This is a genomic window from Psychrobacillus sp. FSL K6-2365, assembly GCF_038003165.1.
Lineage (GTDB): Bacteria > Bacillota > Bacilli > Bacillales_A > Planococcaceae > Psychrobacillus > Psychrobacillus psychrodurans.
In genome coordinates, this window is record NZ_JBBOOO010000001.1 from 1,132,489 (window position 1) to 1,156,439 (window position 23,951).

Genomic DNA, 23,951 nt, shown 5'->3' on the forward strand with positions numbered 1-23,951 from the left:
GGCGGTGACTCCAGTGGGAGGGCTCACGGACCGCGTAAATCAGCAGATGTGATTAATGAGTCAAAATAATATAAAAAACCCAAATTCGAGGAGGAAATAACAATGGCTAAAATGTATTATAACGGAGATATCAACGAAGGACTTTTACAGGACAAAAAAATCGCAATCATTGGGTACGGATCACAAGGTCATGCACACGCACAAAACTTAAAGGATTCAGGATTTGATGTAGTTGTAGGTATTCGTGAAGGTAAATCATTCGATCAAGCAAAAGAGGATGGTCTAGAAGTATATTCCGTAAAAGAAGCGGCTGAAAAAGCGGATGTTATCATGATTTTATTACCAGATGAAAGACAAAAAGCTGTCTATGAAGCTGAAATTCAACCTTCATTAAAAGCTGGCAAAACACTAGTATTCGCGCATGGCTTCAATGTACATTTCGGTCAAATCGTTCCTCCATCAGATGTGGATGTATTCTTAGTAGCACCAAAAGGTCCTGGTCATCTAGTACGTAGAACATTCGAAGCAGGAGCAGGAGTACCTGGATTATTCGCAGTTTATCAAGATGCAACTGGCGTGGCAAAAGACCTAGCACTTGCTTATGCTAAAGGCATCGGAGCTGCTCGTGCAGGCGTTTTAGAAACAACATTCAAAGAAGAAACAGAGACAGATCTATTTGGAGAGCAAGCAGTACTTTGTGGTAGTACAACAGCTATCGTAAAAGCTGGTTTCGAAACATTGGTAGAAGCAGGTTATCAACCAGAGCTTGCTTACTTTGAAACATTACACGAACTAAAACTTATCGTTGACCTAATGTATGAAGGAGGAATGGCTACAATGCGTTCTTCTATTTCAGACACTGCGGAGTGGGGAGATTTCGTGTCAGGTCCCCGTATCATTGACTCATCTGTAAAAGATCGTATGAAGGACGTCCTAACAGACATTCAAGACGGTACTTTTGCAAGAGAATGGATTAAAGAAAACGAAACAGATCGTCCAAAATATAATGCTATCAAACAAGCAGAATCTGAGCACCAAATCGAAGTAGTTGGAGCAAAACTTCGCGAAATGATGCCTTTCATCAATGAAGGGAAAAAAGTCAAGAAAGAAGTGGTGACCAGTGCGCAAAATTGAATTCTTTGACACAACTCTACGTGATGGCGAACAATCAGCTGGTATTAATCTAAATACAAAAGAGAAGTTAGAAATTGCTCGTCAGCTTGAAAAGTACGGTGTTTCCATTATTGAAGCAGGGTTTCCTGCTTCATCACCTGGGGACTGCGAAGCAGTTAAACTAATTGCGGATACAGTGAAAAATTCAGTTGTTACTGGTTTGGCACGTTCGATTAAGAGTGATATCGAGACATCCTGGGAAGCGCTAAAAGGTGGCGTGCAACCACATCTGCATACATTTATCGCAACTTCCCCAATCCATATGCAATATAAGCTAAATAAAACACCTGAGCAAGTAATTGAGATTGCTGTTGAATCTGTGAAGCTAGCGAAAAAATATTTTCCACTTGTACAATGGTCGGCAGAGGATGCAACGCGCTCAGACAAGGATTTCCTTGTACGGATTATGAATGAAGTGATTAAAGCAGGCGCAACAACGATTAATATTCCAGATACAGTAGGCTATTCAACTCCTATTGAATACGGTGCTTTATTCAAATACTTAAGTGAAAACGTGACAGGTATCGAAAAAGTGAAATTATCCGCTCATTGTCATGATGATTTAGGAATGGCTGTTGCCAATACTTTAGCAGCTATTGAAAATGGGGCGACTCAAGTAGAAGGTACTATTAACGGTATCGGTGAACGTGCGGGTAATGCGGCACTGGAGGAAGTAGCTGTTGCATTACATATCCGCAATAATTATTACCAAGCCGATTCTGGGATTTTATTGAAAGAAACGAAACGTACTAGTCAACTAGTTAGCCAGCTGACAGGTGTTGTTATTCAACCAAATAAAGCGGTTGTCGGAAAAAATGCATTTGCCCATGAATCTGGTATTCACCAAGATGGCATGCTTAAAAATCCGGAAACGTATGAAATTATTACACCAGATTTGATTGGGGATGTAGCAACTGAGCTTGTGCTTGGAAAACACTCAGGACGTCATGCATTCTTTAGCAGAGCAGTGGAAATGGGCTTCCAATTAAGTGAAGAGAAGCTAAATGCAGCATTTGTAGCATTTAAGAAATTAGCGGATCGTAAAAAAGAAATAAGTGAAGAAGATTTATTTGTTTTATTGACTGACCAGCAGGTGAAAAGTGGAGAAGTGGAAGTGTATGAATTAGAGGAACTCATCATTCAATATGAGAACAATGTTCCAACCTCTACGATTACAGTAAAAGTTCCGTCTGGTGAAAGTGTAATGGAAACTTGTCCAGGATCAGGTGCGGTGGAAGCAATTTTCAATACACTTGAAAAACTTGTAAAAGGCGAGGTTCGTATTTTAGACTATCGTGTATCTTCTGTCTCCAAAGGGCGGGATGCACTTGGAGAGGCAGTTGTTAATTTAACATATAACGGCTTAACGACAACTGGTCGAAATGCTTCTCAGGATGTATTGAAAGCATCTGCTAGAGCATACATCAATGCTATTAATCGTCAATTAGTAAACGTTCAAATAAAAGAGCAAGCCGCGGTAGGACAATAGTTGATACCCGCTCCAGGCGGACGCTTTCCGCGGGCACGGCTTCAATCTCCTCGTCACTGCGTTCCTGCGGTGCTTTCAGCTCGCGCTGTTCCCGCTGGAGTCGCCGCCTTGCGCTACAATCAACGAAATCCTTAAGCTAATTGGATAAGATCACATAGATATTCGTGTTTTCATATGAATTTGACTTAAATCTAAAAATGGGAGTGAATGGGATGGAAAAAACGATAACGGTATTACCGGGAGATGGAATCGGTCCAGAAGTGACAGAAGCAGCAGTAAAGGTGCTTCAAGCAATTGCAAAACGTTTTAACCATACGTTTAACTTGCAATACGGATTGATCGGTGGGGCAGCAATTGATGCTTGTGAAAATCCCCTACCACAAGAAACGATAAACGTATGCAGTAAAAGTGATGCCATCCTTTTAGGCGCAGTAGGTGGGCCAAAGTGGGATCAAAATCCATCTCATTTACGCCCGGAAAAAGGACTGCTAGCTATTCGGAAGCATTTTGGATTGTATGCGAATATTCGTCCTGTAAAAGCGATTCCCGCATTACTTGAAGCCTCTCCTCTTAAAAAGGAAGTTGCAGAGGCGGTAGATCTAGTAATTGTACGTGAATTGACAGGTGGTTTATATTTTGCAGAGCCACGTAAGAAAACTAATGATTACGCAGTCGACACTTTAGTTTATACACGCAGTGAAATTGAACGAATTGTGGATACTGCTTTCCAATTAGCAAGGAGCCGTCGTGGCAAGCTTGCATCTGTAGATAAAGCAAATGTATTAGATTCTAGTAAATTATGGCGTGAAATCGTCGAAGAGAAAAAACAAGGCTATCCTGATGTAGAAGTAGAGCATATGCTTGTGGACTCAACTGCGATGAAGTTGATCACGAAGCCAGATTCATTTGACGTAATTGTTACGGAAAATATGTTTGGTGATATTTTAAGTGATGAGGCTTCCGTAATCACCGGTTCCTTAGGCATGTTACCGTCAGCAAGTACGCGTGAGGATGGTTTTGGTTTATATGAACCAGTCCATGGCTCTGCGCCTGATATTGCGGGGCAAAATAAAGCAAACCCAGCAGCAACAATTCTTTCAACTGCAATGATGCTACGTGAAGCATTCCAAATGGAAACGGAAGCAGCGGCTATTGAAGAGGCGGTATTTAATGTATTGAATGACGGTAATTTCACAAGTGACCTTCAAATAAAAGGGAAACGAGTGCTGTCTACAACGGAATGGACCTTAAAGGTTATAGAAGAATTAGACTCAGAATTTGTATCAGATAGTATTATGTTTTCTTATGTCTAACCAAAAGGAGAGGAACTAAATGGTAAAAACGATTATTGAGAAAATTTGGGATGAACATATTGTGTATGAGGAAGAAGGTAAACCAGACCTTCTCTATATCGATTTACACTTACTCCATGAGGTGACATCTCCGCAGGCTTTTGAAGGGTTACGACTAAATAAACGTAAGGTTCGTCGGCCAGATCTATGCTATGCAACAATGGATCATAACGTACCTACTCGGAATAGAGAACAGATCAAAGACGTTATCGCTCGTAAACAAATCACTACTCTTCAACAAAACTGTGAAGAATTTGGGGTTCCACTTGCCAATATGGATCATCCTGACCAAGGGATTGTGCACATTATTGGACCAGAGCTTGGTTTAACACAGCCTGGTAAAACAATTGTTTGTGGAGACAGTCATACATCTACACATGGTGCATTCGGGGCAATTGCTTTTGGTATAGGCACTAGTGAAGTAGAGCATGTTCTTTCTACTCAAACACTATGGCAAGCTAAACCAAAAACGATGCAAATTAAAGTAACGGGTGACCTTGGGTATGGTGTTGCTGCAAAAGATATTATTTTAGCGATTATTTCAAAGTTTGGAATTGATATGGGAACAGGTTACATCGTGGAATATACTGGTGAAGCGATTCGTAAGCTATCAATGGAAGAGCGCATGACCATTTGTAATATGTCCATTGAAGCAGGAGCACGAGCTGGTTTGATTAGCCCAGATGAAACAACAGTTGAATTCCTTAGAGGTCGTGAGCATGTTCCTTCAGGTGAAGCATTTGAGAAAGAAGCTGCTCGTTGGTTAGCTTTAGCAACTGATGAGGGTGCTATTTACGATAAAACTGTAGAAATTTCTACAGATGAAATTGAACCATTTGTAACATGGGGTACGAATCCTTCTATGGGTTCTGGTGTATCGCAAAATATTCCGTTCACATCTGATTTCTTGGAGACAAGTGATCAACAAGCACATGAAAAAGCACTAGCTTACATGGGTCTAGAACAGGGGATGCCTCTAGAGGATATAGCTATTTCGAATGTATTTATCGGGTCCTGTACAAATGCACGTTTAAGTGATCTTCGTACAGCAGCCAACGTAATTGCTGGTCGTAAAGTGCATCCAAACGTAACAGCCATTGTTGTTCCGGGATCCCAAACGGTTAAAAAACAAGCAGAGCAAGAAGGCATCCATCAAGTATTCCTTGATGCAGGATTCGAATGGCGTGAGTCAGGCTGCAGTATGTGCCTTGCGATGAATGAAGATGTAGTGCCAGCAGGGGAACACTGCGCCTCTACTTCTAACCGCAACTTTGAAGGTCGTCAAGGAGCTGGTTCCAGAACGCATCTGATGAGTCCAGCAATGGCAGCAGCAGCAGCAATCGAAGGACATATTGTAGATATTCGCAAATTTCAACTTGATACAGTAGGGGTTTAACCCTTACTGTATTAAAGGAACTCTGGCTAAGATCGCCGCGCCGCGTCCTGCAGCAACGCCTGTGTGACCAACACCCTGCTGGCTTAAGTCTCCGGCGGATGTCACAGATTTTTTAAAGGAGTAAATTGATCAAGGTGGGGCCTGAGTGATGCAGGTCAGTTAACCGTTGTCGCAAGGATGCTACCAATTTATGTTAACTTCAATTCTTGATCTGGAAGCAATTACTCCAAGGCGAAATTGATCTAGTAAATGCATAAGGAGGAAAACCAATGGAGCATATCAATGAAATAATAAGTGTCATAACACCTTTGAATCAAAAAAATGTAGACACTGACCAAATAATTTCGAAAGAATTTCTAAAACGCATTGAACGTACTGGTTTCGGTAAATACCTATTTTATCACTGGCGATTCGATGCAAATGATGAGCCAATTAAAGACTTCGTATTAAACGATGAACGATATAAAGATTCTACTATATTAATAGCACATGACAATTTTGGTTGTGGCTCCTCCCGTGAGCATGCACCATGGTCTATTTTGGATTATGGCTTTCGAGTAGTCATTGCACCAAGCTTTGCGGATATCTTCTATAATAACTGCATGAAAAACGGGATTTTACCGATAAAGTTATCGGTGGATGAAGTGGAAGCATTGTTAAGTAAAGAAGTGTATAACGTAGTAGTAAATTTAGAAGAGCAAACGGTAACAGGTGCGGACGGTATTGTGTATTCATTTGACATTGATCCATACCAAAAGAAAATGCTTCTAAATGGATGGGATGAAATTTCGTTAACCTTCCAATATGAAGATAAAATAAAAGCTTACGAAGATAAAAAAATAGCTAATTAGGAGATGGTTTTGTTGGGAATTCATACGACACTGTAGGTTTATATCTAGCATCTGAGAAAGTAGCGGAGTTTGCGCATCGCACACCGTGTAAAAAATCGACCACATTCAATAAAATTACCGAGAAAAATGTGTTTTTGAAATTAGAAAACCTGCAAAAAACTGGGTCATTTAAAATTAGAGGCGCTATGAATAAAGTAACGCAGCTAAGCGAAGCAGAGTGTGCCAAAGGATTAATCGCAGCCTCTGCTGGTAACCACGCACAAGGTGTCGCCTTCTCTGGTAAAGCACGAAATGTGCCAGTCACGATTTTCATGCCGCTTGGAACACCCGTTTCGAAAGTAAATGCTACGAAAGGGTATGGAGCAACAGTCAAACTAATCGGTCAAAATTTTGATGAAGCGTATATTGCTGCTCGTGAGGAACAACTTCGAACAGGAGCAACATTCATCCATCCTTTTGACGATATGGCAGTTATCGAGGGGCAAGCAACCGTAGCGATGGAAATGCTTCAGCAGCGTCCAGAGCTAGATACGATTGTTGTGCCAGCAGGCGGAGGAGGCTTACTAGCTGGTACCCTTCTTGCAGTGAAATCCATCCGTCCTGATATCCGAGTTATCGGAGTCCAATCCAGAAACGCTTCTGCAATCGCCTTTGCTTATAAAGGAAACGGTCTGCTACCATTTTTAGGAAAATCAATCGCTGAAGGTATTAACGTGAAAACACCAGGCAATTTGACTATGAACATTATTCAAGCACTCGTGGACGATGTAATCACCGTGAGCGAACAAGAAATAGCATCTGCCATTCTCTTCACGCTTGAACGTGAAAAAACGCTCATCGAAGGTGCTTCAGCTGCAGCTGTAGCGGCAGTATTGAATAACCGCATTCCAGAATCCTCCCAAAATGTCGGCATAATCGTCAGCGGTGGCAACATCGATGTTACTAAACTAGTCGAATGCCAGCAACTATGTACGAATATGCCTTTAGCTAAATAACGACTCTCGAACACCACTAGCCATTGAGCTAGTGGTGTTTTAATACTATAGATTAACCAAATCCATATAGGGAATAACTAAAATATTCGACAGCAAAACAAAAGTCAATCCCCATTAGACCGAACTTGCGATTTGCATGCCCTATATTTCGATTCTATCCTGTTAATTTGCAATTTGGTGCGCAGATTTTGCGATTCTGCCCCATGAACTAGTGATTCACTCTTCCATCGACTTAACCTAAACTCATCACTTGACTTCACTAGGTAACTAAAATATAATTACTTACGAAAAGTAACTAAAAAACTAACAAATTAACTGGAGGATTTCAAATGAAATACCATAATAAACCGCACACATTTGTAGATTTAGTAGAACTAAAAGTAGTGGATCTTCAACGTTCACTAGAATTTTATGAAAATATTATAGGCTTTAAAGTTCTTGAGCAACACGCCGACAAAATTTTACTTACTGCTGATGGGAAGAATGCACTGCTTTCTATTGAACAACCTTCGGGTATAATGCCAACACAGCAAAAAACAACTGGGTTATATCACTTCGCTCTATTGTTACCGACACGTGCAGATCTAGGTGCAGTTTTAAGACACTTTGCAGAGAGTAATATTCGCATTGGAGCGGGAGACCACTTAGTTAGTGAAGCACTTTACTTGAATGATCCAGACGGAAATGGAATTGAGATTTACAGTGATCGTCCAGATTCTGACTGGAAATGGGAGAATGAATACGTAGAGATGGCTACACTACAAATTAATGCGCAAAGTATCTTAGCGGAAGGTGCAAACACAGAATGGAATGGGCTACCTCAAGGAACTGTAATGGGACATATTCATTTGCATGTTTCTGAACTGGATGCAACAAAGAAATTTTATAACGCATTAGGCTTTGATGTTATGACACCTAATTATCCTGGAGCATTATTTATGGGATCAGGCAAATATCATCACCATATTGGTTTAAATACTTGGGCTGGGGTTGGCGCACCTCCTACACCAGAGAACGTAGTTGGTCTAAAGACATTCTCAGTAGTTTTTCCAACAAACGAAGAGCTACAAGCTGCAATTACTAATATCATAGAAATTGGTTCAGATATTGTGGAAGAAAATGGTGTGTTTGTTGTGCAAGATCCTTCCCAAAATAAAATTAAATTAATTTTAAAATAAAACAATGACTCCGAGCTATCGGAGTCATTTTATGTCTTCTCCCTCATTTATAATATCTTCAGCATACCGCCACCGATTATTAAACTCTATGTGTTTATTTGAGAAATGTGATAATTTATCGAAATTAAAGCCGCTTCGCAATATATTCAATCGAAATTATTTGCTCTAATCTTTCTCTTCTTCCTCTATAGGTTCTTCTCTTTTGTCTGCTACTTTTTGTTCTAACTCTCTGACACGATTTGCTTGAATTCGACTTAGACCAGCTTTATTGATTATTATGTAGTTTCTTGCGCGCACATTCGACAAGTGACCATCCCTAGTCGGAATAGATTCGACAGAATTAGACTGCCTGTGAATGGTGAGAAATATTGAAGTATTTCAGAAAATCGCTCTAAACGTACATCAAGTTTTAAAAATCAACTTTGTAAAGTTCATGTTAAGTTTCAGAAAACACAATCATTTCTTTAATGGATTATGCTATATTTCAACTGGGGAGGTCGGAATACCTATGAAAAAATGGTCTGTTATTCCACTGCGAATGAAGTATTTAATTGCGATTTTTAGTTCCTTTATCTTATTCGGGGTGATGGCTGTTTTATTAATCATCCAAGTAGTTCACAATCAAGACTTAGCTGACGATATGGAAACTTCGTCACATAGTGTGGAAAGTATAGATATTATGCGATCGGAGGTTGCGAGTTTATACATTGCTATATCCAATTTCGCAGGAGATCCATTGGAAGAGTTCGATCAAGATTATAATTTGACAAAAGAGAGTTTAGCAAGTCAACTAAATGTAGCTAGTAAGCAAATGCCTAATGTAGATTGGAAGGCTTTTTTAGAAACATTACAATCAATTCAAACTACATACGAGAATAATTTAAAGGAATCGGTTGTCAATAAAGAAAATGTTGCAAAACGGAGACAACTTCAGTCTATCAATGAAAAATACACTAGCCTGACTTTAATATTAGAAGAAACTAGACAACATGAATCTGACAAAAGACAGCTTTCAATAGAGGAAATGTCCAAAAGTCAGAAAAATACCATTGTTATTGTAGTTACTGCTTTTCTTATAGCAGGTTTACTATCACTTGCTTTAGTTTTAATAACAAATAGACAAATTAAAACCCAGCTAGCACAAGTAGTTTTATCTGCAAAAGATATATCTGAAGGAAATTTAAATAGCGAACCATTACAAGTTTTAGCGAACGATGAAATTGGTGAAGTATCAAAAGCGATGAATGAGATGCGAGGTAACCTTATAGATATCGTAAAAACTATTAAATATACTGCAGAGAAATTGAGTGGAAATAGCGTAGAGTTAAAAGTATACTCCACTAATACAGTAGATAGCACAAATATTGTCAAATTAGCTATTCATGAAACGAGTGGAAGTATGCTAAAGCAAAAGGAAAGTTCTATAAGTATCCGTTCCTTTTTAGAGGAGTTTTCCCAGACTTTTGGCGAAGTAACAGAAAAAGTAATTGAACTGACCGAGTATTCCACAATTGCTGTACAAATGGCTGATGAAAGTGCATCGGCATTGAAAAATGCTGCTGGTGAATCGGCAAAATTACGAACATTATTTAAAGAAGCTGATGCAGAGAGAAAAATACTGCAAGATCGGACTGAAGAAATAGCACGAATGACTACAATCGTCCAAACGATTTCCAAGCAAACTAACTTATTGGCATTGAACGCTGGAATAGAGGCTGCCAAGTCGGGTGTACATGGTAAAGGATTCGCAGTTGTAGCGGAAGAAGTAAAAAAACTTGCAGATGAAGTGTCTGGTACAGCTTCCACAATTCATCAGATATCTAATTCTATTACTCAACAAGGGACTCAGATGGCAAGCGTTTTTGCTGATGGATTGGCTACATCAAAAAATAACGCGGCAACGTTTGAGATGCTGCATCATAAAATGGATAAAATAGTTTCCTATATACGAGATTCCAAAAATCAAAATGATTATATGAAAGATTCTATTCTAACGATTGAAGAAGAAAAGAATACTTCTGAGAAACTCATATTTGCATTAATAGAATCAATCGAATCTAACACAGCGCAAATGGAGCACACTGAGGACATGCTTTTATCTAATGTTCAGACAATCGAAATGCTTTCTAAATTGATAAATAATGTAAGTGAACAGGCAATTATTTTGGAGAAATCAAGCACTAGATTTGTCATATAAATTAGTCCTAACAAGTAATTATTTCTATACTTGTTAGGTTTTTTTTGTGTAATCCGTTGAAAACACTCAGTTTTTCTTGTAACACAATTGTTACATAACTGTAAAATTAAAAAGGTTTAAAGAGTGGTAAGATGAGTTTAGAGAAATAATCAGAAAACTTTAAACCTTGGGGGAACACGATGAATTTAAAATCTATGTCGCAAAAAGTCATGGCTATATTAGCATTATCCGTTCTCTTAGTTATATCAACATTCGCAGGAAATACGGAAGCAGCAAGTTCTGTTAATTCATCTGAATTAGTAGCAACAGCTAAGGATTTAATTGGAACAAAATATCGTGGTGGCGGTACAACAAAAGCAGGATTTGATTGTTCAGGATTTGTAAGCTATGTGTACAATGATTTAGGAGTAAGTCTTCCAAGAACTTCTTCAGGAATGTACGCTTCAGGATCTAAAATAGATAAAAGTGATTTATCTTCTGGTGACTTAGTATTCTTCAATACTTCTGGTAGAGGCGTCTCACATGTTGGTATTTATATCGGAGACGGCAAATTTATCCATTCATCCACTTCAAAAGGTGTGAAAATCGATAAATTAAGTGATCCATATTATTGGGGAGATCGTTACGTGGGAGCTAAGCGAATTGCTGATGTAACAGTAGCGGTAAACAAATAAAACATATGCATATCTGTTCTATCGTATAATCTACGGTAGAACTTTTTTTGTATTCCCAACATCTTCTTATCGTTTGATAATTCCTTGTTAATTCTGCATAATGAAAAATATATTATAAGTATCCATCGGAAGGAGGAAGGAATTTGAAGTATAACCGTAACGAGTATTTTCGTTATACATTTGAAGAACCTTGCGATGCAACATTTCGTTTAATAAAACAAAATGAAGGCAGTAATGGAGTGGAATTATCAAACAAAGGTATTTGCAAAATTATAGATATCAGTCCAAATGGCTTGAAGATGTTTAGTGAATTATTTATTTCCATAGATCAATTACATCATGTTGAATTACATTTCACATTAGATACAAATCCTATTTCAATGGTAGGAGAATTTGTTTGGTCCCACCGAAAAGCAGATGGTCATGAATATGGCATAAAGTTAGTTGGGGATAGCGAGAGTGAAAAAATGATTATTGGAGAGCTAAAAAACCGTAGACGCAAAGAGATGGAACTTAGGTAAGTGAAAATTATTACAAGTTTCGACAAAAAATAAATAAAAACTTTAAAATAAGAAGGATATTTTAAAGGTGGTGTTGAAATATATATATAGAGTTAAATTAAAGGAGGAGTTTACATGCTAAACTTTAACATTCGTGGAGAAAACATTGAGGTGACTCCTGCAATACGTGAATACGTTGAAGGGAAGATTGAGAAAGTAGACCGTTACTTCAACGAAGAAATTCAAGCAACTGCAAACGTTAACTTAAAAGTGTATAACGACAAGCAAACAAAGGTAGAAGTAACAATTCCTATGAAAAATTTAACACTGCGAGCAGAAGAACGCAATGCAGACATGTACGCTGCTGTCGATTTAATCGTTGATAAATTAGAGCGTCAAATTAGAAAATATAAAACAAAAGTAAATCGTAAGTTCCGTGAACGTGAAGGTGTAGCAACATTTTTTGCGACAATTGATCCACCAGATGCTGTAACAGATCATACTGAAGAAGATGAGTATAATATCGTTCGTACTAAACAGTTTGACCTAAAACCGATGGATCAGGAAGAAGCAGTACTTCAAATGAACATGCTTGGTCATAATTTCTTCATCTTTACAGATGCAGAATCTAATGGGACACATATTGTTTATAAACGTAGCGATGGAAAATATGGTTTAATCGAAACAAACTAAGCGTCTAAATCTAAATACCGAACTCTCCTCATTACGAGGAGAGTTTTTATCGTTTATATGGGATAATAGCGAGTAAAATGATGGGTGGCCTAAATAATCAGAATCACTTTTTACTTATGCATTATGCATATAAGTCTCCAAGTACATTCAAAATAATAGTGTAGCTTATTTGCGTGCCTTTAGAACGAATGGTAAAATGGAGAGTAAGACTAAATGGGAAGTGAAAATAGATGCTTGGAGTATTAAATAAAGTGTTCGATTTAAATAAACGTGAACTAAAACGCCTAGAGAAAATTGCGGATAAAGTAGAAGCATTAGAAAGTATAATGGAAGCATTGTCTGATGAAGAGTTACGAGCGAAAACAGAAGAGTTCCGTGGTCGCCATTCAAAAGGAGAAAGCTTAGATAGTTTATTGCCAGAGGCATTTGCAGTAGCACGCGAAGGATCTAAACGTGTTCTTGGAATGTTCCCTTTCCGTGTTCAAATTATGGGGGCGGCTGCTCTTCACGAGGGTAATATTGCGGAGATGAAAACAGGGGAAGGTAAAACACTAACTTCAACTATGTCTATTTATTTAAATGCGATTACTGGTCTCGGTGCGCATGTGGTGACGGTCAATGAATACTTATCTAGCCGTGATGCTGCTGAGATGGGACAATTATATAATTTCCTAGGATTAAGTGTTGGATTGAACTTAAATTCATTGTCTAAAGAAGAAAAGCGTGAAGCTTATGCGGCGGATGTTACATATTCGACAAACAATGAGCTTGGGTTCGATTATTTACGAGATAATATGGTGTTGTATAAAGAAGATAAAGTTCAACGTCCTCTTCACTATGCAGTAATCGATGAAGTTGACTCCATCTTAATAGATGAAGCGAGAACACCTTTAATCATTTCAGGACAAGCCAACAAAGCTGCACTTCTATATAAACAAGCAAATGCATTTGTACGTACTTTAACAAAAGAAGTAGATTTTTCTTATGAAGAAGCCACAAAAGGTGTAACACTAACTGATACTGGTGTAGAAAAAGTAGAAAAAGCTTTCAATATAGATAATTTGTTTGATTTGACTCATGTTCGTTTAAATCATGCTGTCAATCAATCATTAAAAGCCCATGCTTCCATGCATTTGGATGTCGACTATGTCGTTCAAGAGGGCGATGTTGTAATAGTCGATTCATTCACTGGTCGTCTAATGAAAGGTCGTCGATATAGTGATGGTCTTCATCAAGCGATTGAAGCAAAAGAAGGCTTAGAAATCCAAAACGAATCGATGACAATGGCTACTATTACTTTCCAAAACTTTTTCCGTATGTACGATAAACTGTCGGGAATGACTGGTACAGCAAAAACGGAAGAAGAGGAGTTCCGCAATATATACAACATGAATGTTATTGCGATTCCAACAAATCGTCCAATTGCAAGGGATGACCGCGCAGATTTAATCTATGCATCCATGAATGGTAAATACGAAGCAGCAGCTGCTGATATTGCAGAGCGCAATAAAAGCGGTCAACCAGTTCTAATTGGTACAGTTGCTATTGAAACCTCTGAAATTATTTCTAATTTATTAACCAAACATGGTATTAAGCATAATGTATTAAATGCCAAAAATCATGAACATGAAGCGGAAATTATTGCAACTGCTGGTCATCTAGGATCAGTTACGATTGCAACAAATATGGCTGGTCGGGGGACAGATATTAAACTAGGCGATGGAGTAGTTGAAGTTGGTGGTTTAGCAGTAATTGGGACGGAACGACATGAATCTCGTCGTATAGATAACCAACTACGTGGACGTTCTGGTCGTCAAGGAGATCCTGGGGTTACTCAATTCTATTTATCAATGGAAGATGAATTAATGCGCAGGTTTGGCTCTGATAACATGCGTGCTATGATGTCGAAGCTAGGTATGGATGACACTCAACCAATTCAATCGAAGATGGTATCCCGTGCAGTAGAATCAGCGCAAAAACGGGTAGAAGGAAATAACTTCGATTCACGTAAGCGTTTATTACAATATGATGATGTACTACGTCAACAACGTGAAATTATTTATAAAGAACGTAATGAAGTATTAGAAACAGAAAATATGCGTGCACTTGTTGAGTCAATGTTATTCGGTGCAATTGAGCGTTTAGTTTCTTCTCATACAAGCTCTGAGAATAAGGCTGATTGGAGTTTGAAAGGAATTGAAGATCACATTCAAGCGAACCTATTGCCTGAAGGTGTAATAACACAATCGGTACTACAAAATTTATCTTCAGAAGAAATGATCGAAAAAATCAAAGAAGAAGTAATTCGATTCTACGATGCGAAAGAAGAAGAAATGACTGCTGAACGTATGCGTGAGTTTGAAAAAGTAGTATTACTTCGTTCTATTGACTCCAAATGGATCGACCATATCGATGCAATGGATCAACTTCGCCAAGGAATCCACTTGCGTGCATACGGGCAAACAGACCCACTTCGTGAATATCAGAGTGAAGGATTTGCTATGTTCGAAGCTATGGTCGATTCCATCCAGGAAGACGTTGCAAAATATGCGATGAAAGCTGAAATTCGCAATAACCTAGAACGCGAAGAAGTAGCAAAAGGGCAAGCTGTAAATCCGAAAGAAGAAAGCGGTCCTGTGAAGAAAAAACCAGTACGCAAACAAGTTTCTGTCGGACGTAACGATCCATGTCCATGTGGAAGCGGTGAAAAATTCAAAAACTGTCATGGAGCAGTTCAATAATAAAGTAAAGTGAAGCGTCTATGCTAAACGATACAGTCTAAGTTCGTGACATCCTGTCACAACCTCTGAAAGACCCACATAATGTGGGTCTTCGTTAAGATTGGAAAGGGATGCAGCTAATGTCATATTTTAGTTTATATAGTATGGCATTAGTCATAAAGTAGTCTCACTGCATAAACACGAACACTCATGCTAATGCTACAGTACAATATTGGTATGAAATCAAGAAAGTCGGAGGAACAACAAATGATAGAAATTGCAACAGTACGTAATGAGTTAGATAGAACTTCAGGCAAGTTAAAAGACTTTAGGGGGTCTCTTTGACTTAGAAAACAAAGAGGTCCGAATTCAAGAATTAGAAGAGCTGATGACATTTCCTGATTTCTGGGACGATGCACAGGGAGCTCAAAAAGTGATTAATGAGACAAATTCATTAAAAGCTATTGTAGAAGAGTATCGTAATCTTGAATCCACTCAAGAAGACTTAGAGATGACTTTGGAATTAATAAAGGAAATGCCTGATGAAGAGCTGCAGGAAGACCTTGGTAACGAATTAAAAGATTTTACAAACAAGCTTAGTGATTTTGAATTGCAAATGTTACTTAGCGAGGAATACGATAAACATAATGCAATTTTAGAATTGCACCCTGGTGCTGGTGGTACGGAGTCTCAAGACTGGGGATCTATATTGTTACGTATGTACCAACGATGGGCAGATAAACGTGGCTTTAAAGTAGAAACAATCGATTATTTACCTGGAGATGAAGCTGGTATTAAGTCGGTAACTTTACTCATCAAAGGGCATAATGCATATGGCTATTTAAAAGCGGAAAAAGGCGTTCATCGTCTTGTTCGTATTTCTCCTTTTGACTCATCAGGACGTCGTCATACTTCGTTTGTTTCATGTGAAGTAATGCCTGAGTTCACAGATGAAATCGAAATTGATATTCGTACTGAAGATTTGAAAATTGACACGTATCGTGCAACTGGTGCTGGTGGTCAGCATATTAATACGACTGACTCAGCAGTTCGTATTACACATTTACCTACAAATACAGTTGTTACTTGTCAATCAGAGCGTTCACAGATTAAAAACCGTGAGCATGCGATGAAATTATTAAAATCTAAACTTTATCAGCTGAAAATCGAAGAACAAGAAGCGCAATTACTAGAAATCCGTGGAGAACAAAAAGAAATCGGCTGGGGAAGTCAAATACGTTCTTACGTATTCCATCCATATTCGATGGTAAAAGATCACCGTACAAATGAAGAAAGTGGTAATGTTCATGCAGTTGTAGATGGTGAAATTGATCCGTTTATTCACGCTTACCTACGTTCAAAAATAAATTAATAGACGTTTTTAACACCGATGTTATAATTATATAATATCGGTTTTTTTATTTTTCAGAATATTAAGGATAGGGGAAGTAGAAATGAATATTAATGAGTTGAAAAACGAAGATTTAAGGAGAAAAAACTTCATTTTATTTTTAGCCTATGGATTGGCTTCTGGGTTAGCTTTATTAGTACAAATTATTATTCAAGAGAAAACCGTGATTATTGTATCACTTGCAATTCCATTTATAATATCAGTCATCATGTATTTATTTGCAAGGAAAGCATCAGCTATTGCACTTATTTTTCCCTATTTTGTTATCCTCGCAGGAGCAATTACAGCATTAAGTATAAGTTTTTTTAATGTCGTGAGTGTTGCCACAATTGTATTAGCTTTATTTATCCTAATTTTAAGTAGTTTGCATTCTAAACAGAGTATTTTTATATTCGGTTATATTTTGTCGGTAATAGCTATGATTAATAATGTAATAATGGACAACTCAGGTATATTTGAAGGTAGAATCGTCAATATTTTTCTTATACAGTTCGTTATGGCACTTGGGATTTTCCTACAAGTAAGACAAAGTAAAAAGTTATTCTCTAATGTCGAAAAGCTAATAGAAGATGCTAAGGTGAAGTCAGTTGAAGATGCTTCCTTACATCAAAAATTAGAAACCGCTGTATCTGTTATTACGACTAATTTAGAGCAAATTCGCACTAATACATTTAATACCAATAATGCGCAGGCAGAAATGCTTGTTGCTGTTGGAGAAGTTAGTATTGGTTCTCAAAAACAAGCAGACCACGTAGTTGAAATTGTAAAAAATACAGAGGCAACTTCTGATTCTGTTAAAGAAATGGCCGGACATTTGCATGAAATTGTTAAACAAGCAGAATTAGCAGAACAGAATGCTTCGGATGGCTCTGCAGTGATGGAGAAGATGAAATATGAAATTGATCAATTTACAGTCTTTTTTGTAGAATTAAATAAAACGTTTAACGGACTTTCTGAAAAAATTAATGAAACAAATAATTTTGCAAGTGATATTCGCCAAATTACTTCACAAACTAATCTTCTAGCCCTAAACGCCTCAATAGAAGCTGCAAGAGCCGGAGAACTAGGCAAAGGATTTGCTGTCGTTGCAGAAGAAATCCGAAAACTTGCAGGAGTAACCGATCAATCACTGGAAAAAATAGATGATAATTTGAATCAATTAAATAAATTCAATCAAGAAGCTCTTAATAAGCTAGAAAATGGAGTGAACCAGATTTACGCTCAAGTAGCAACAGCTGATAAATCGAATAAGTCATTTAACATACTTCATGAAACAATGAAGAATTTACAAAACGAGTTAGCTAAATTCTTACACGATGTGGATGTCATTTCAAATAATACAGAATCCATTAATATTAGTACCAATGAGTTCGCCGCAATTATAGAAGAAAGCACAGCCACTGTAGAAGAGTTCAACGCAACACTTGTTCAGATAACCGAAGATCAACAGGCAAATGCCAAATATATCGATCAAACCTACAAAGAAGCACAGAGCATTAATAAAATATAGCTCCTCTTAAAAGCATGTAGAGATACATTATTGCTCATGTATAAATTACTAATGTTGAGAGATAACATATATATAATCCAAAATCCTCTACTTCATTCACTTTACCTAGTCAACACGCTATCTTGTTGAAGTTCACAAATTACTTCTCACTTGTTATACTAGTGCAGGCAAATACAAGTATTTAAGTGAAAGAGGATAAGAAATGGAAACTAATTATAATCGTAGACAATATAAAGAACCACATCCCCTCATAAAAAATTCAAAAGATTATGTTTATGTAATTGTTGGCGCAGCTATTATTGCTTTAGCATTTAACGTCTTTTTATTACCAAACCAAATCGCTTCAGGTGGAGTTAGTGGGATCAGTACAATTTTAAAAGGAGTTTTTGGTTGGGAGCCAGGACTTGTGCAATATGCTTTTAATATTCCTTTGTTTATATCAGGACTTATCTTTTTGGGAGCAAAATTTGGTATTAAATCCTTAGTTGGAACATTAGTGCTGCCAGCAGTGGTGTTAGTGTCTGCTAATTGGGAACCATGGACGATGAATCCATTACTTGGCGCGTTATTTGGCGGAATTACTGTGGGCCTTGGTTTAGGCCTAGTTTTTAGAGGCGGTGCGTCAACAGGTGGAACCGATTTAGCTGCTCAAATAATTACAAAATATACAGGATTTTCTCTTGGGACAAGTGTCCTCTTATTAGATGGATTAATAGTACTTAGTGCAGCAGTCGTTTTCGACATTGAGAAGGCTCTTTATGCGCTAATAGCATTGTTTGTTACGACAAAAACGATTGATCTTGTTCAATTAGGGTTTAGTCAATCCAAAATGATTTATATTATTACGAATAAACAAGATGAAATTAGAGATGCTATATATACCGAGATAGATCGCGGTGTAACAAAACTTCCAGCTTATGGTGGGTACACGAATATAGAAAGACCAATTTTAATGGTTGTGGCATATCAGACAGAGTTCACAAAGTTGAAACATGTCATTAAAACTATTGACCCTGCTGCTTTTGTCATAGTTTCGGACGCCTATGAGGTACTGGGAGAAGGTTTCAAAAGATCTTAACTAAGGTATAATATTTATGCAAACTAAATTCGATTTAGGGAGGTAGTAACATGAACAAGAAACTTTTAGCTTTAATATTAGGAGCAGGGTTAGTACTAGCAGCATGTGGTGGCGGTGATGATAATGCCGATAAAGATACGGATAAATCAACAGACTCAGGTACAACAACTGAAACAGCCTCTGTAGATGCAGAAAAGATAGTTAGTGCAAAATGTATTAGCTGTCATGGCCAAAATCTAGAAGGGCAAGGTAACTTCCCAGCTCTAAATAATGTAGGTTCACGCTTATCAGAAGATGAAATTTTGAACGTTATTGAAAACGGTAGAGGTGCTATGCCTGGTGGAATTATTTCTGGTGATGACGCTCAAGCAGTAGCAGAGTGGTTAGCTGCTAAGAAGTAATTATAGTGAAAATCAAACCTAAATATGGAATCAGCTGCTCTTATTGAGTAGCTGATTTTTTTATTGCTATAAAAGAAGGAATCTCCACGATTGGTGTAGAATGTATGTTGAAGAAGGGTATAAAGTAGGTAAGAGAAATTTACTTTTTAGGCTAAAACGTAGGTTTGTTTTCAAAAAAACTACCTATATTTACCTACAAATTGAAATCTATTTGTAACAAACAAAAGCTCTTCTAATGTTATAATAGGCGTGTTGCATTTTATGACGAATCTAATTAGGTGGTTTATAATGATAGAAATGATAAATGTCTACAAAAAATACCCAAATGGTATTGTTGCCGCTAACGGTATTGATGTAAAGATTGAACAAGGTGATTTTGTCTATGTAGTAGGACCAAGTGGAGCAGGAAAATCGACATTCATCAAAATGATGTATAGAGAAGAACGCCCGACCTCTGGAGATATTTTGATCAATGGTACAAATTTAGCAAGTCTCAAAAACAGTAAAGTACCATATTTAAGACGTCAAATTGGTGTAGTATTCCAAGACTTTAAGTTATTACCCCGTTTGAATGTTTATGAAAATGTGGCGTTTGCATTAGAAGTTATTGAAGAAACACCAAAAGTAATACGCAAAAAAGTTATGGATGTATTAGAGTTAGTAGGTTTGAAACATAAAGCAAGAATGTTCCCTACAGAGCTTTCAGGAGGAGAACAGCAACGTGTGTCGATTGCTCGTTCAATTGTGAATACTCCACAGCTAGTAATTGCAGATGAACCGACAGGAAATTTAGATCCAGAAACTTCATGGGAAATTATGAATATATTTGAAGAAATAAATGCTCGAGGAACAACGATTATTATGGCAACTCATAATAGAGAAATTGTTAATACTATTAGACACCGTGTTATAGCAGTTGAGGGTGGATTAATCACTCGAGACGAATACGGAGGAGAATACGGTTATGAAGGGTAGAACATTAGGAAGACACTTCAGAGAAAGTTTAAAGAGCATCAGTCGCAACGGGTGGATGACATTTGCTTCCGTAAGTGCAGTAACAGTTACATTGTTACTTGTTGGAGTGTTCGTCATGATCATGATGAACTTAAACAAAATAGCAGATGATTTGGAGAAAGACGTAGAGATTAAAGTCTATGTTGAGTTAACAGCAGATGAAGCTTCTATAACAAAACTAGAGCAAGAGATTAAAGAGACAGCTGGAGTAGCAGAAGTAAAATATTCTCCAAAAGGTGATGAATTAAGTAAATTAGTAGTAGATTTTGGAGAAGATTTACGATTATATGACCAACAGAATCCATTACATAATGTATTTTATGCTAAAGCTACAAATCCTCAAGAAACCGAAGCAGTCGCAAAGAAATTAGATCGTCTCGATAATACGTTTGAGGTGAAGTATGGAGAAGGAAAGATAGAAAATTTATTCTCGTTCTTGAACACGGGTAGAAACGTTGGGTTAGTACTAATTCTAGCATTGCTATTTACAGCAATGTTCCTAATTTCTAACACGATTCGTATTACTATCGTTGCAAGAAGAAGAGATATTGAAATTATGAAATTGGTTGGAGCAACGAATTGGTTTATACGTATTCCATTCATCTTAGAAGGTATGTGGCTTGGAATTTTAGGGTCTATTGTTCCTATCACGTTAGTAACAGTACTCTACTATAATATTTCTAACTTGCTAGCACCAAAATTGAAACAAGGAAAATTATTTGAACTGCTAGATTTCTCGCCATTTATTTATCAAGTAAACGGCTTGATCTTATTAATGGGCGTACTCATAGGTGTTTGGGGAAGTTTTATGTCAGTCCGTAAGTTTCTACGTGTGTAGTTTGTAAATTGAAGGGAGCAAGAAGTGTTGAGAAAACAGTCTAAATGGATGCTAAGAATTATGGCGATAGCTACTACAGGTGCACTTTTAATAACAACACCAAGTGCTTTAGCTAATACTCTAGATGATTTAAAAAACGAACAAAAACAATTAGAACAAAAGAAAAATAGTATTGACTCAAATATTAAAGATACAGAAGGCAAGATTGACCAAAACGTATCAAAAATAGATCAAATTTTGGCTCAAATAAAAGAGTTGGATACTAAGATTATTAGTACGGAATCTCAGATTGCTGAAGTGCTAAACCAAATTAAATTAACGACAACTGAGATTGAAAAATTACATGCTTCAATTAAAGAGCTTGAAAGAAAAATTGAAGAGCGTGATGAACTATTAAAAGAGCGAATCCGTGCAGTTCAAGTAAGTGGAGGGTCTGTTAGTTACCTAGATGTATTGCTAGGAGCAAATAGTTTCATCGATTTTATTGACCGCTTTTCTGCAGTCAATACGTTGATGGATGCAGACCGTACCATCTTAAAAGAACAGGCAGATGATAAAGCACAATTAGAAGAGCAACAGGCAAGCCTAGAGAAAAAGCTACAACAACAGGAAGATAGTAAAAATGAGCTTGTAAGTTTAAAGGCATCTCTAGACAATCAAAAGGCTTCAAAAGGTAATTTAGTAGATCAGTTAGAAGTAGAACAGGCTAAATTACATGAAGAAAAAGAAGTATTAGAAACAGAATATGATGAGATTCTAAACTTAAGCCAAGAAACGCAAAATAAAATTGTTGCTGAACAAAAAAGAATAGCAGAAATTGCAAGAAAAGCAGCTGAAGAAAAGAAACGTAAAGAAGCTGAAGAAAGAAAACGTCAGCAAGCAGCGAGTGGCGGTTCTTCTTCAGCCATTCCAAATGTCTCTGCTGGTTCTTGGACTAGACCTGCATCTGGACGCTTCACTTCTGGATATGGTAGTCGAACACACCCGATACATGGTGTAGTAAAAACTCACTATGGTATTGATATTGCAAACAGTACTGGTACTCCAGTAGTATCGGCTGCAGATGGAGTTGTTTCTTATGCTTCTCCGCTCAGCACATATGGAAATGTAATTATGGTAACTCATTCCATTGACGGTCAAATTTTTACTTCGCTATATGCGCATTTAAGCAGTATTAAAGTAAGTAAAGGACAAGTTGTGTCGAAAGGACAGATTATCGGTGGAATTGGTACTACTGGTAACTCTACTGGACCTCATTTGCATTTTGAAATTCATTTAGGAAACTGGGAAGGTATGGCGAAAAACTCTGTTAACCCATTAAGATATATTTCCTTATAATATTTAAACAACGCTTCTCCATTCATGGAGAGGCGTTGTTTTTTTAGAATTAAAAAGTCTTAGAATTTAATAGAGTATTTCTACTACAATTCTCATAAAAGTTCTAGATAACGGTAAACAGGGAATACTATGATTTCCGTTTCACGCGGACGCTTTCCGCGGGCGGTCCGTGAGCCTCCTATGGAGTCTCGCCTGGACACGCAATCCCCTCTGGAGTCTCCACGTTACACTCCAATCAATAAGTGAGTAGCTATTACTTTATAATTGAACCAAATTAGTACTATAAAACAATAATTAGATTAAGTTGATAAAAGAGAGAACAGCAGTGCTCATTAGTATAGTTAGGATTTTTACTATTACATGGAGAAATCTCTGTTACTTGCTTTGGTAATTTGGATACTTGCTCTCATGTGAATAATACTTGCATTATACTTCAAGATACTTGTGTATATTGATTGTTTACTTGCACTCGATGTAGATTCACTTAAGTGATAGGGATTTTATCCATTTATTTGTTATCTTTTATTAATTCTTTCCTTTAGAAATTCAACTTTATATCATCAGTGAAAAATAGGATGTGTGCCTTCCAAGCCGCGTGAGCGCGAAGAATGAGACTTCAAAAAGGATGAAGGAGCGTAAGCGACCATCCCTGAAGGCTCATGCGTAGCGTGCGGCAAGCACACATCCGTATAGAAATTTTCTTAATGATAAAATTTATACCTGATGATTAGTTACTTGCTTTGGTTGTAGGTTGAATACTTGCGTTCGAATGAATAATACTTGCATATATGGATAATTTACTTGCTCTAAATGCGTTTTACTTGCGAAAAGGAATAATTATCCTTTTATTGATGGAAATTTTTATACTACTAATGTGATAATTCGTTCCTTTAGAAATTCAACTCTATTTCATCGGCGGAAAATAGGATATGTGCCTTCCAAGCCGCATGAGCGCGAAGAATGAGACTTCAGAAAGGGTGAAGGAGCGTAAGCGACCATCCCTGAAGGCTCATGCGTAGCGTGCGGCAAGCACACATCCGGATAGAAATTTTCTTAATGATAAAATTTATACCTGATGATTAGTTACTTGCTTAGGTAGGTTGAATACTTGCGTTCGAATGAATAATACTTGAGGCCATGTGA

At 37.4% G+C, this 23,951-nt stretch carries 19 protein-coding genes and 1 pseudogene; 19 read left to right on the top strand and 1 reads right to left on the bottom strand.

The annotated features are described in order from the left end of the window. Window positions 1–102 precede the first annotated feature (102 nt). The 7 genes and pseudogenes from ilvC (at window position 103) to MKY29_RS05450 (ending at window position 8,434) form a co-directional block, all read left to right on the top strand. Window positions 103–1,134 carry a ketol-acid reductoisomerase gene (ilvC, locus tag MKY29_RS05420; RefSeq protein ID WP_269920480.1) on the top strand — a complete coding sequence of 344 codons (1,032 nt, stop codon included), beginning with the start codon at window positions 103–105 and terminating at the stop codon, window positions 1,132–1,134. Beyond that, window positions 1,121–2,662 (top strand): 2-isopropylmalate synthase, encoded by a 1,542-nt coding sequence (locus MKY29_RS05425; RefSeq protein ID WP_340879263.1) that lies wholly within the window; start codon window positions 1,121–1,123, stop codon window positions 2,660–2,662. The genes ilvC and MKY29_RS05425 overlap by 14 nt, the downstream gene beginning before the upstream one ends. A gap of 212 nt (window positions 2,663–2,874) precedes the next feature. Next, window positions 2,875–3,975, top strand: coding sequence for a 3-isopropylmalate dehydrogenase (gene leuB, locus MKY29_RS05430; protein ID WP_090563324.1), 1,101 nt, complete (start codon window positions 2,875–2,877; stop codon window positions 3,973–3,975). A 19-nt stretch (window positions 3,976–3,994) separates the two neighbouring features. Continuing rightward, complete coding sequence (gene leuC, locus MKY29_RS05435) at window positions 3,995–5,410, top strand: 3-isopropylmalate dehydratase large subunit (RefSeq protein WP_340879264.1); 1,416 nt, start codon at window positions 3,995–3,997, stop codon at window positions 5,408–5,410. Window positions 5,411–5,679: 269 nt separating this feature from the next. Next, entirely contained in the window at window positions 5,680–6,261 is a 582-nt protein-coding gene (gene leuD, locus MKY29_RS05440; RefSeq protein ID WP_340879265.1) for a 3-isopropylmalate dehydratase small subunit, read from the top strand. An 83-nt stretch (window positions 6,262–6,344) separates the two neighbouring features. Continuing rightward, window positions 6,345–7,256 (top strand): annotated as a pseudogene (locus MKY29_RS05445) (threonine/serine dehydratase); the annotation flags it as partial. Between the two features lie 329 nt (window positions 7,257–7,585). Then, window positions 7,586–8,434, top strand: a complete 849-nt coding sequence (locus tag MKY29_RS05450) for a VOC family protein (RefSeq protein ID WP_269920476.1) — start codon at window positions 7,586–7,588, stop codon at window positions 8,432–8,434. Window positions 8,435–8,599: 165 nt separating this feature from the next. On the opposite strand, the gene MKY29_RS05455 is transcribed toward MKY29_RS05450, so the two are convergent. Beyond that, window positions 8,600–8,740 carry a hypothetical protein gene (locus MKY29_RS05455; protein WP_340879266.1) on the bottom strand — a complete coding sequence of 47 codons (141 nt, stop codon included), beginning with the start codon at window positions 8,738–8,740 and terminating at the stop codon, window positions 8,600–8,602. Window positions 8,741–8,942: 202 nt separating this feature from the next. On the opposite strand from MKY29_RS05455, the gene MKY29_RS05460 reads away from it, so the two are divergent. From MKY29_RS05460 to MKY29_RS05515, 12 genes are all read left to right on the top strand, one after another. Next, window positions 8,943–10,631 (top strand): methyl-accepting chemotaxis protein, encoded by a 1,689-nt coding sequence (locus MKY29_RS05460; RefSeq protein ID WP_340879267.1) that lies wholly within the window; start codon window positions 8,943–8,945, stop codon window positions 10,629–10,631. A gap of 179 nt (window positions 10,632–10,810) precedes the next feature. Continuing rightward, window positions 10,811–11,305 carry a C40 family peptidase gene (locus MKY29_RS05465; protein WP_093494249.1) on the top strand — a complete coding sequence of 165 codons (495 nt, stop codon included), beginning with the start codon at window positions 10,811–10,813 and terminating at the stop codon, window positions 11,303–11,305. A gap of 143 nt (window positions 11,306–11,448) precedes the next feature. Further along, on the top strand, window positions 11,449–11,826 hold the full coding sequence (locus MKY29_RS05470) for a PilZ domain-containing protein (RefSeq protein ID WP_340879268.1): 378 nt from the start codon (window positions 11,449–11,451) through the stop codon (window positions 11,824–11,826). A gap of 114 nt (window positions 11,827–11,940) precedes the next feature. Continuing rightward, window positions 11,941–12,498 (top strand): ribosome hibernation-promoting factor, HPF/YfiA family, encoded by a 558-nt coding sequence (hpf, locus tag MKY29_RS05475; RefSeq protein WP_090563306.1) that lies wholly within the window; start codon window positions 11,941–11,943, stop codon window positions 12,496–12,498. A gap of 230 nt (window positions 12,499–12,728) precedes the next feature. Continuing rightward, on the top strand, window positions 12,729–15,239 hold the full coding sequence (gene secA / locus MKY29_RS05480) for a preprotein translocase subunit SecA (protein ID WP_340879269.1): 2,511 nt from the start codon (window positions 12,729–12,731) through the stop codon (window positions 15,237–15,239). 246 nt (window positions 15,240–15,485) lie between these two features. After that, a protein-coding gene (gene prfB, locus MKY29_RS05485; protein ID WP_420877773.1) for a peptide chain release factor 2 occupies window positions 15,486–16,590 on the top strand; the annotation gives its coding sequence in 2 pieces (ribosomal slippage) (window positions 15,486–15,551 and window positions 15,553–16,590; 1,104 coding nt in all). Between the two features lie 82 nt (window positions 16,591–16,672). Further along, window positions 16,673–18,139, top strand: a complete 1,467-nt coding sequence (locus MKY29_RS05490; RefSeq protein WP_276517557.1) for a methyl-accepting chemotaxis protein — start codon at window positions 16,673–16,675, stop codon at window positions 18,137–18,139. A gap of 202 nt (window positions 18,140–18,341) precedes the next feature. After that, the gene (locus MKY29_RS05495) at window positions 18,342–19,217 is read left to right on the top strand and encodes a YitT family protein (RefSeq protein ID WP_090563299.1); all 876 of its coding nucleotides are present in this window, start codon (window positions 18,342–18,344) and stop codon (window positions 19,215–19,217) included. A gap of 50 nt (window positions 19,218–19,267) precedes the next feature. After that, the gene (gene cccB / locus MKY29_RS05500) at window positions 19,268–19,618 is read left to right on the top strand and encodes a cytochrome c551 (protein ID WP_093494254.1); all 351 of its coding nucleotides are present in this window, start codon (window positions 19,268–19,270) and stop codon (window positions 19,616–19,618) included. A gap of 288 nt (window positions 19,619–19,906) precedes the next feature. After that, window positions 19,907–20,593 carry a cell division ATP-binding protein FtsE gene (gene ftsE / locus MKY29_RS05505; RefSeq protein WP_090563293.1) on the top strand — a complete coding sequence of 229 codons (687 nt, stop codon included), beginning with the start codon at window positions 19,907–19,909 and terminating at the stop codon, window positions 20,591–20,593. Beyond that, a complete protein-coding gene (gene ftsX, locus MKY29_RS05510; RefSeq protein WP_093494255.1) occupies window positions 20,583–21,470 on the top strand; it encodes a permease-like cell division protein FtsX in 888 nt (295 codons plus the stop codon). Before ftsE ends, ftsX begins: the two co-directional genes overlap by 11 nt. Window positions 21,471–21,494: 24 nt before the next feature. Next, complete coding sequence (locus MKY29_RS05515) at window positions 21,495–22,808, top strand: murein hydrolase activator EnvC family protein (protein ID WP_241595634.1); 1,314 nt, start codon at window positions 21,495–21,497, stop codon at window positions 22,806–22,808. The last annotated feature ends 1,143 nt before the right edge of the window (window positions 22,809–23,951 follow it).

Excerpts from the sequence above, each read along its gene's own strand:
- ilvC (WP_269920480.1), top strand. The coding sequence starts at position 103 with ATGGCTAAAATGTATTATAACGGAGATATCAACGAAGGACTTTTACAG.
- ftsE (WP_090563293.1), top strand. The coding sequence starts at position 19,907 with ATGATAGAAATGATAAATGTCTACAAAAAATACCCAAATGGTATTGTT.
- leuC (WP_340879264.1), top strand. The coding sequence starts at position 3,995 with ATGGTAAAAACGATTATTGAGAAAATTTGGGATGAACATATTGTGTAT.
- MKY29_RS05460 (WP_340879267.1), top strand. The coding sequence starts at position 8,943 with ATGAAAAAATGGTCTGTTATTCCACTGCGAATGAAGTATTTAATTGCG.
- ftsX (WP_093494255.1), top strand. The coding sequence starts at position 20,583 with ATGAAGGGTAGAACATTAGGAAGACACTTCAGAGAAAGTTTAAAGAGC.
- hpf (WP_090563306.1), top strand. The coding sequence starts at position 11,941 with ATGCTAAACTTTAACATTCGTGGAGAAAACATTGAGGTGACTCCTGCA.
- leuD (WP_340879265.1), top strand. The coding sequence starts at position 5,680 with ATGGAGCATATCAATGAAATAATAAGTGTCATAACACCTTTGAATCAA.
- MKY29_RS05490 (WP_276517557.1), top strand. The coding sequence starts at position 16,673 with ATGAATATTAATGAGTTGAAAAACGAAGATTTAAGGAGAAAAAACTTC.
- secA (WP_340879269.1), top strand. The coding sequence starts at position 12,729 with ATGCTTGGAGTATTAAATAAAGTGTTCGATTTAAATAAACGTGAACTA.
- MKY29_RS05495 (WP_090563299.1), top strand. The coding sequence starts at position 18,342 with ATGGAAACTAATTATAATCGTAGACAATATAAAGAACCACATCCCCTC.
- leuB (WP_090563324.1), top strand. The coding sequence starts at position 2,875 with ATGGAAAAAACGATAACGGTATTACCGGGAGATGGAATCGGTCCAGAA.
- cccB (WP_093494254.1), top strand. The coding sequence starts at position 19,268 with ATGAACAAGAAACTTTTAGCTTTAATATTAGGAGCAGGGTTAGTACTA.
- MKY29_RS05465 (WP_093494249.1), top strand. The coding sequence starts at position 10,811 with ATGAATTTAAAATCTATGTCGCAAAAAGTCATGGCTATATTAGCATTA.
- MKY29_RS05450 (WP_269920476.1), top strand. The coding sequence starts at position 7,586 with ATGAAATACCATAATAAACCGCACACATTTGTAGATTTAGTAGAACTA.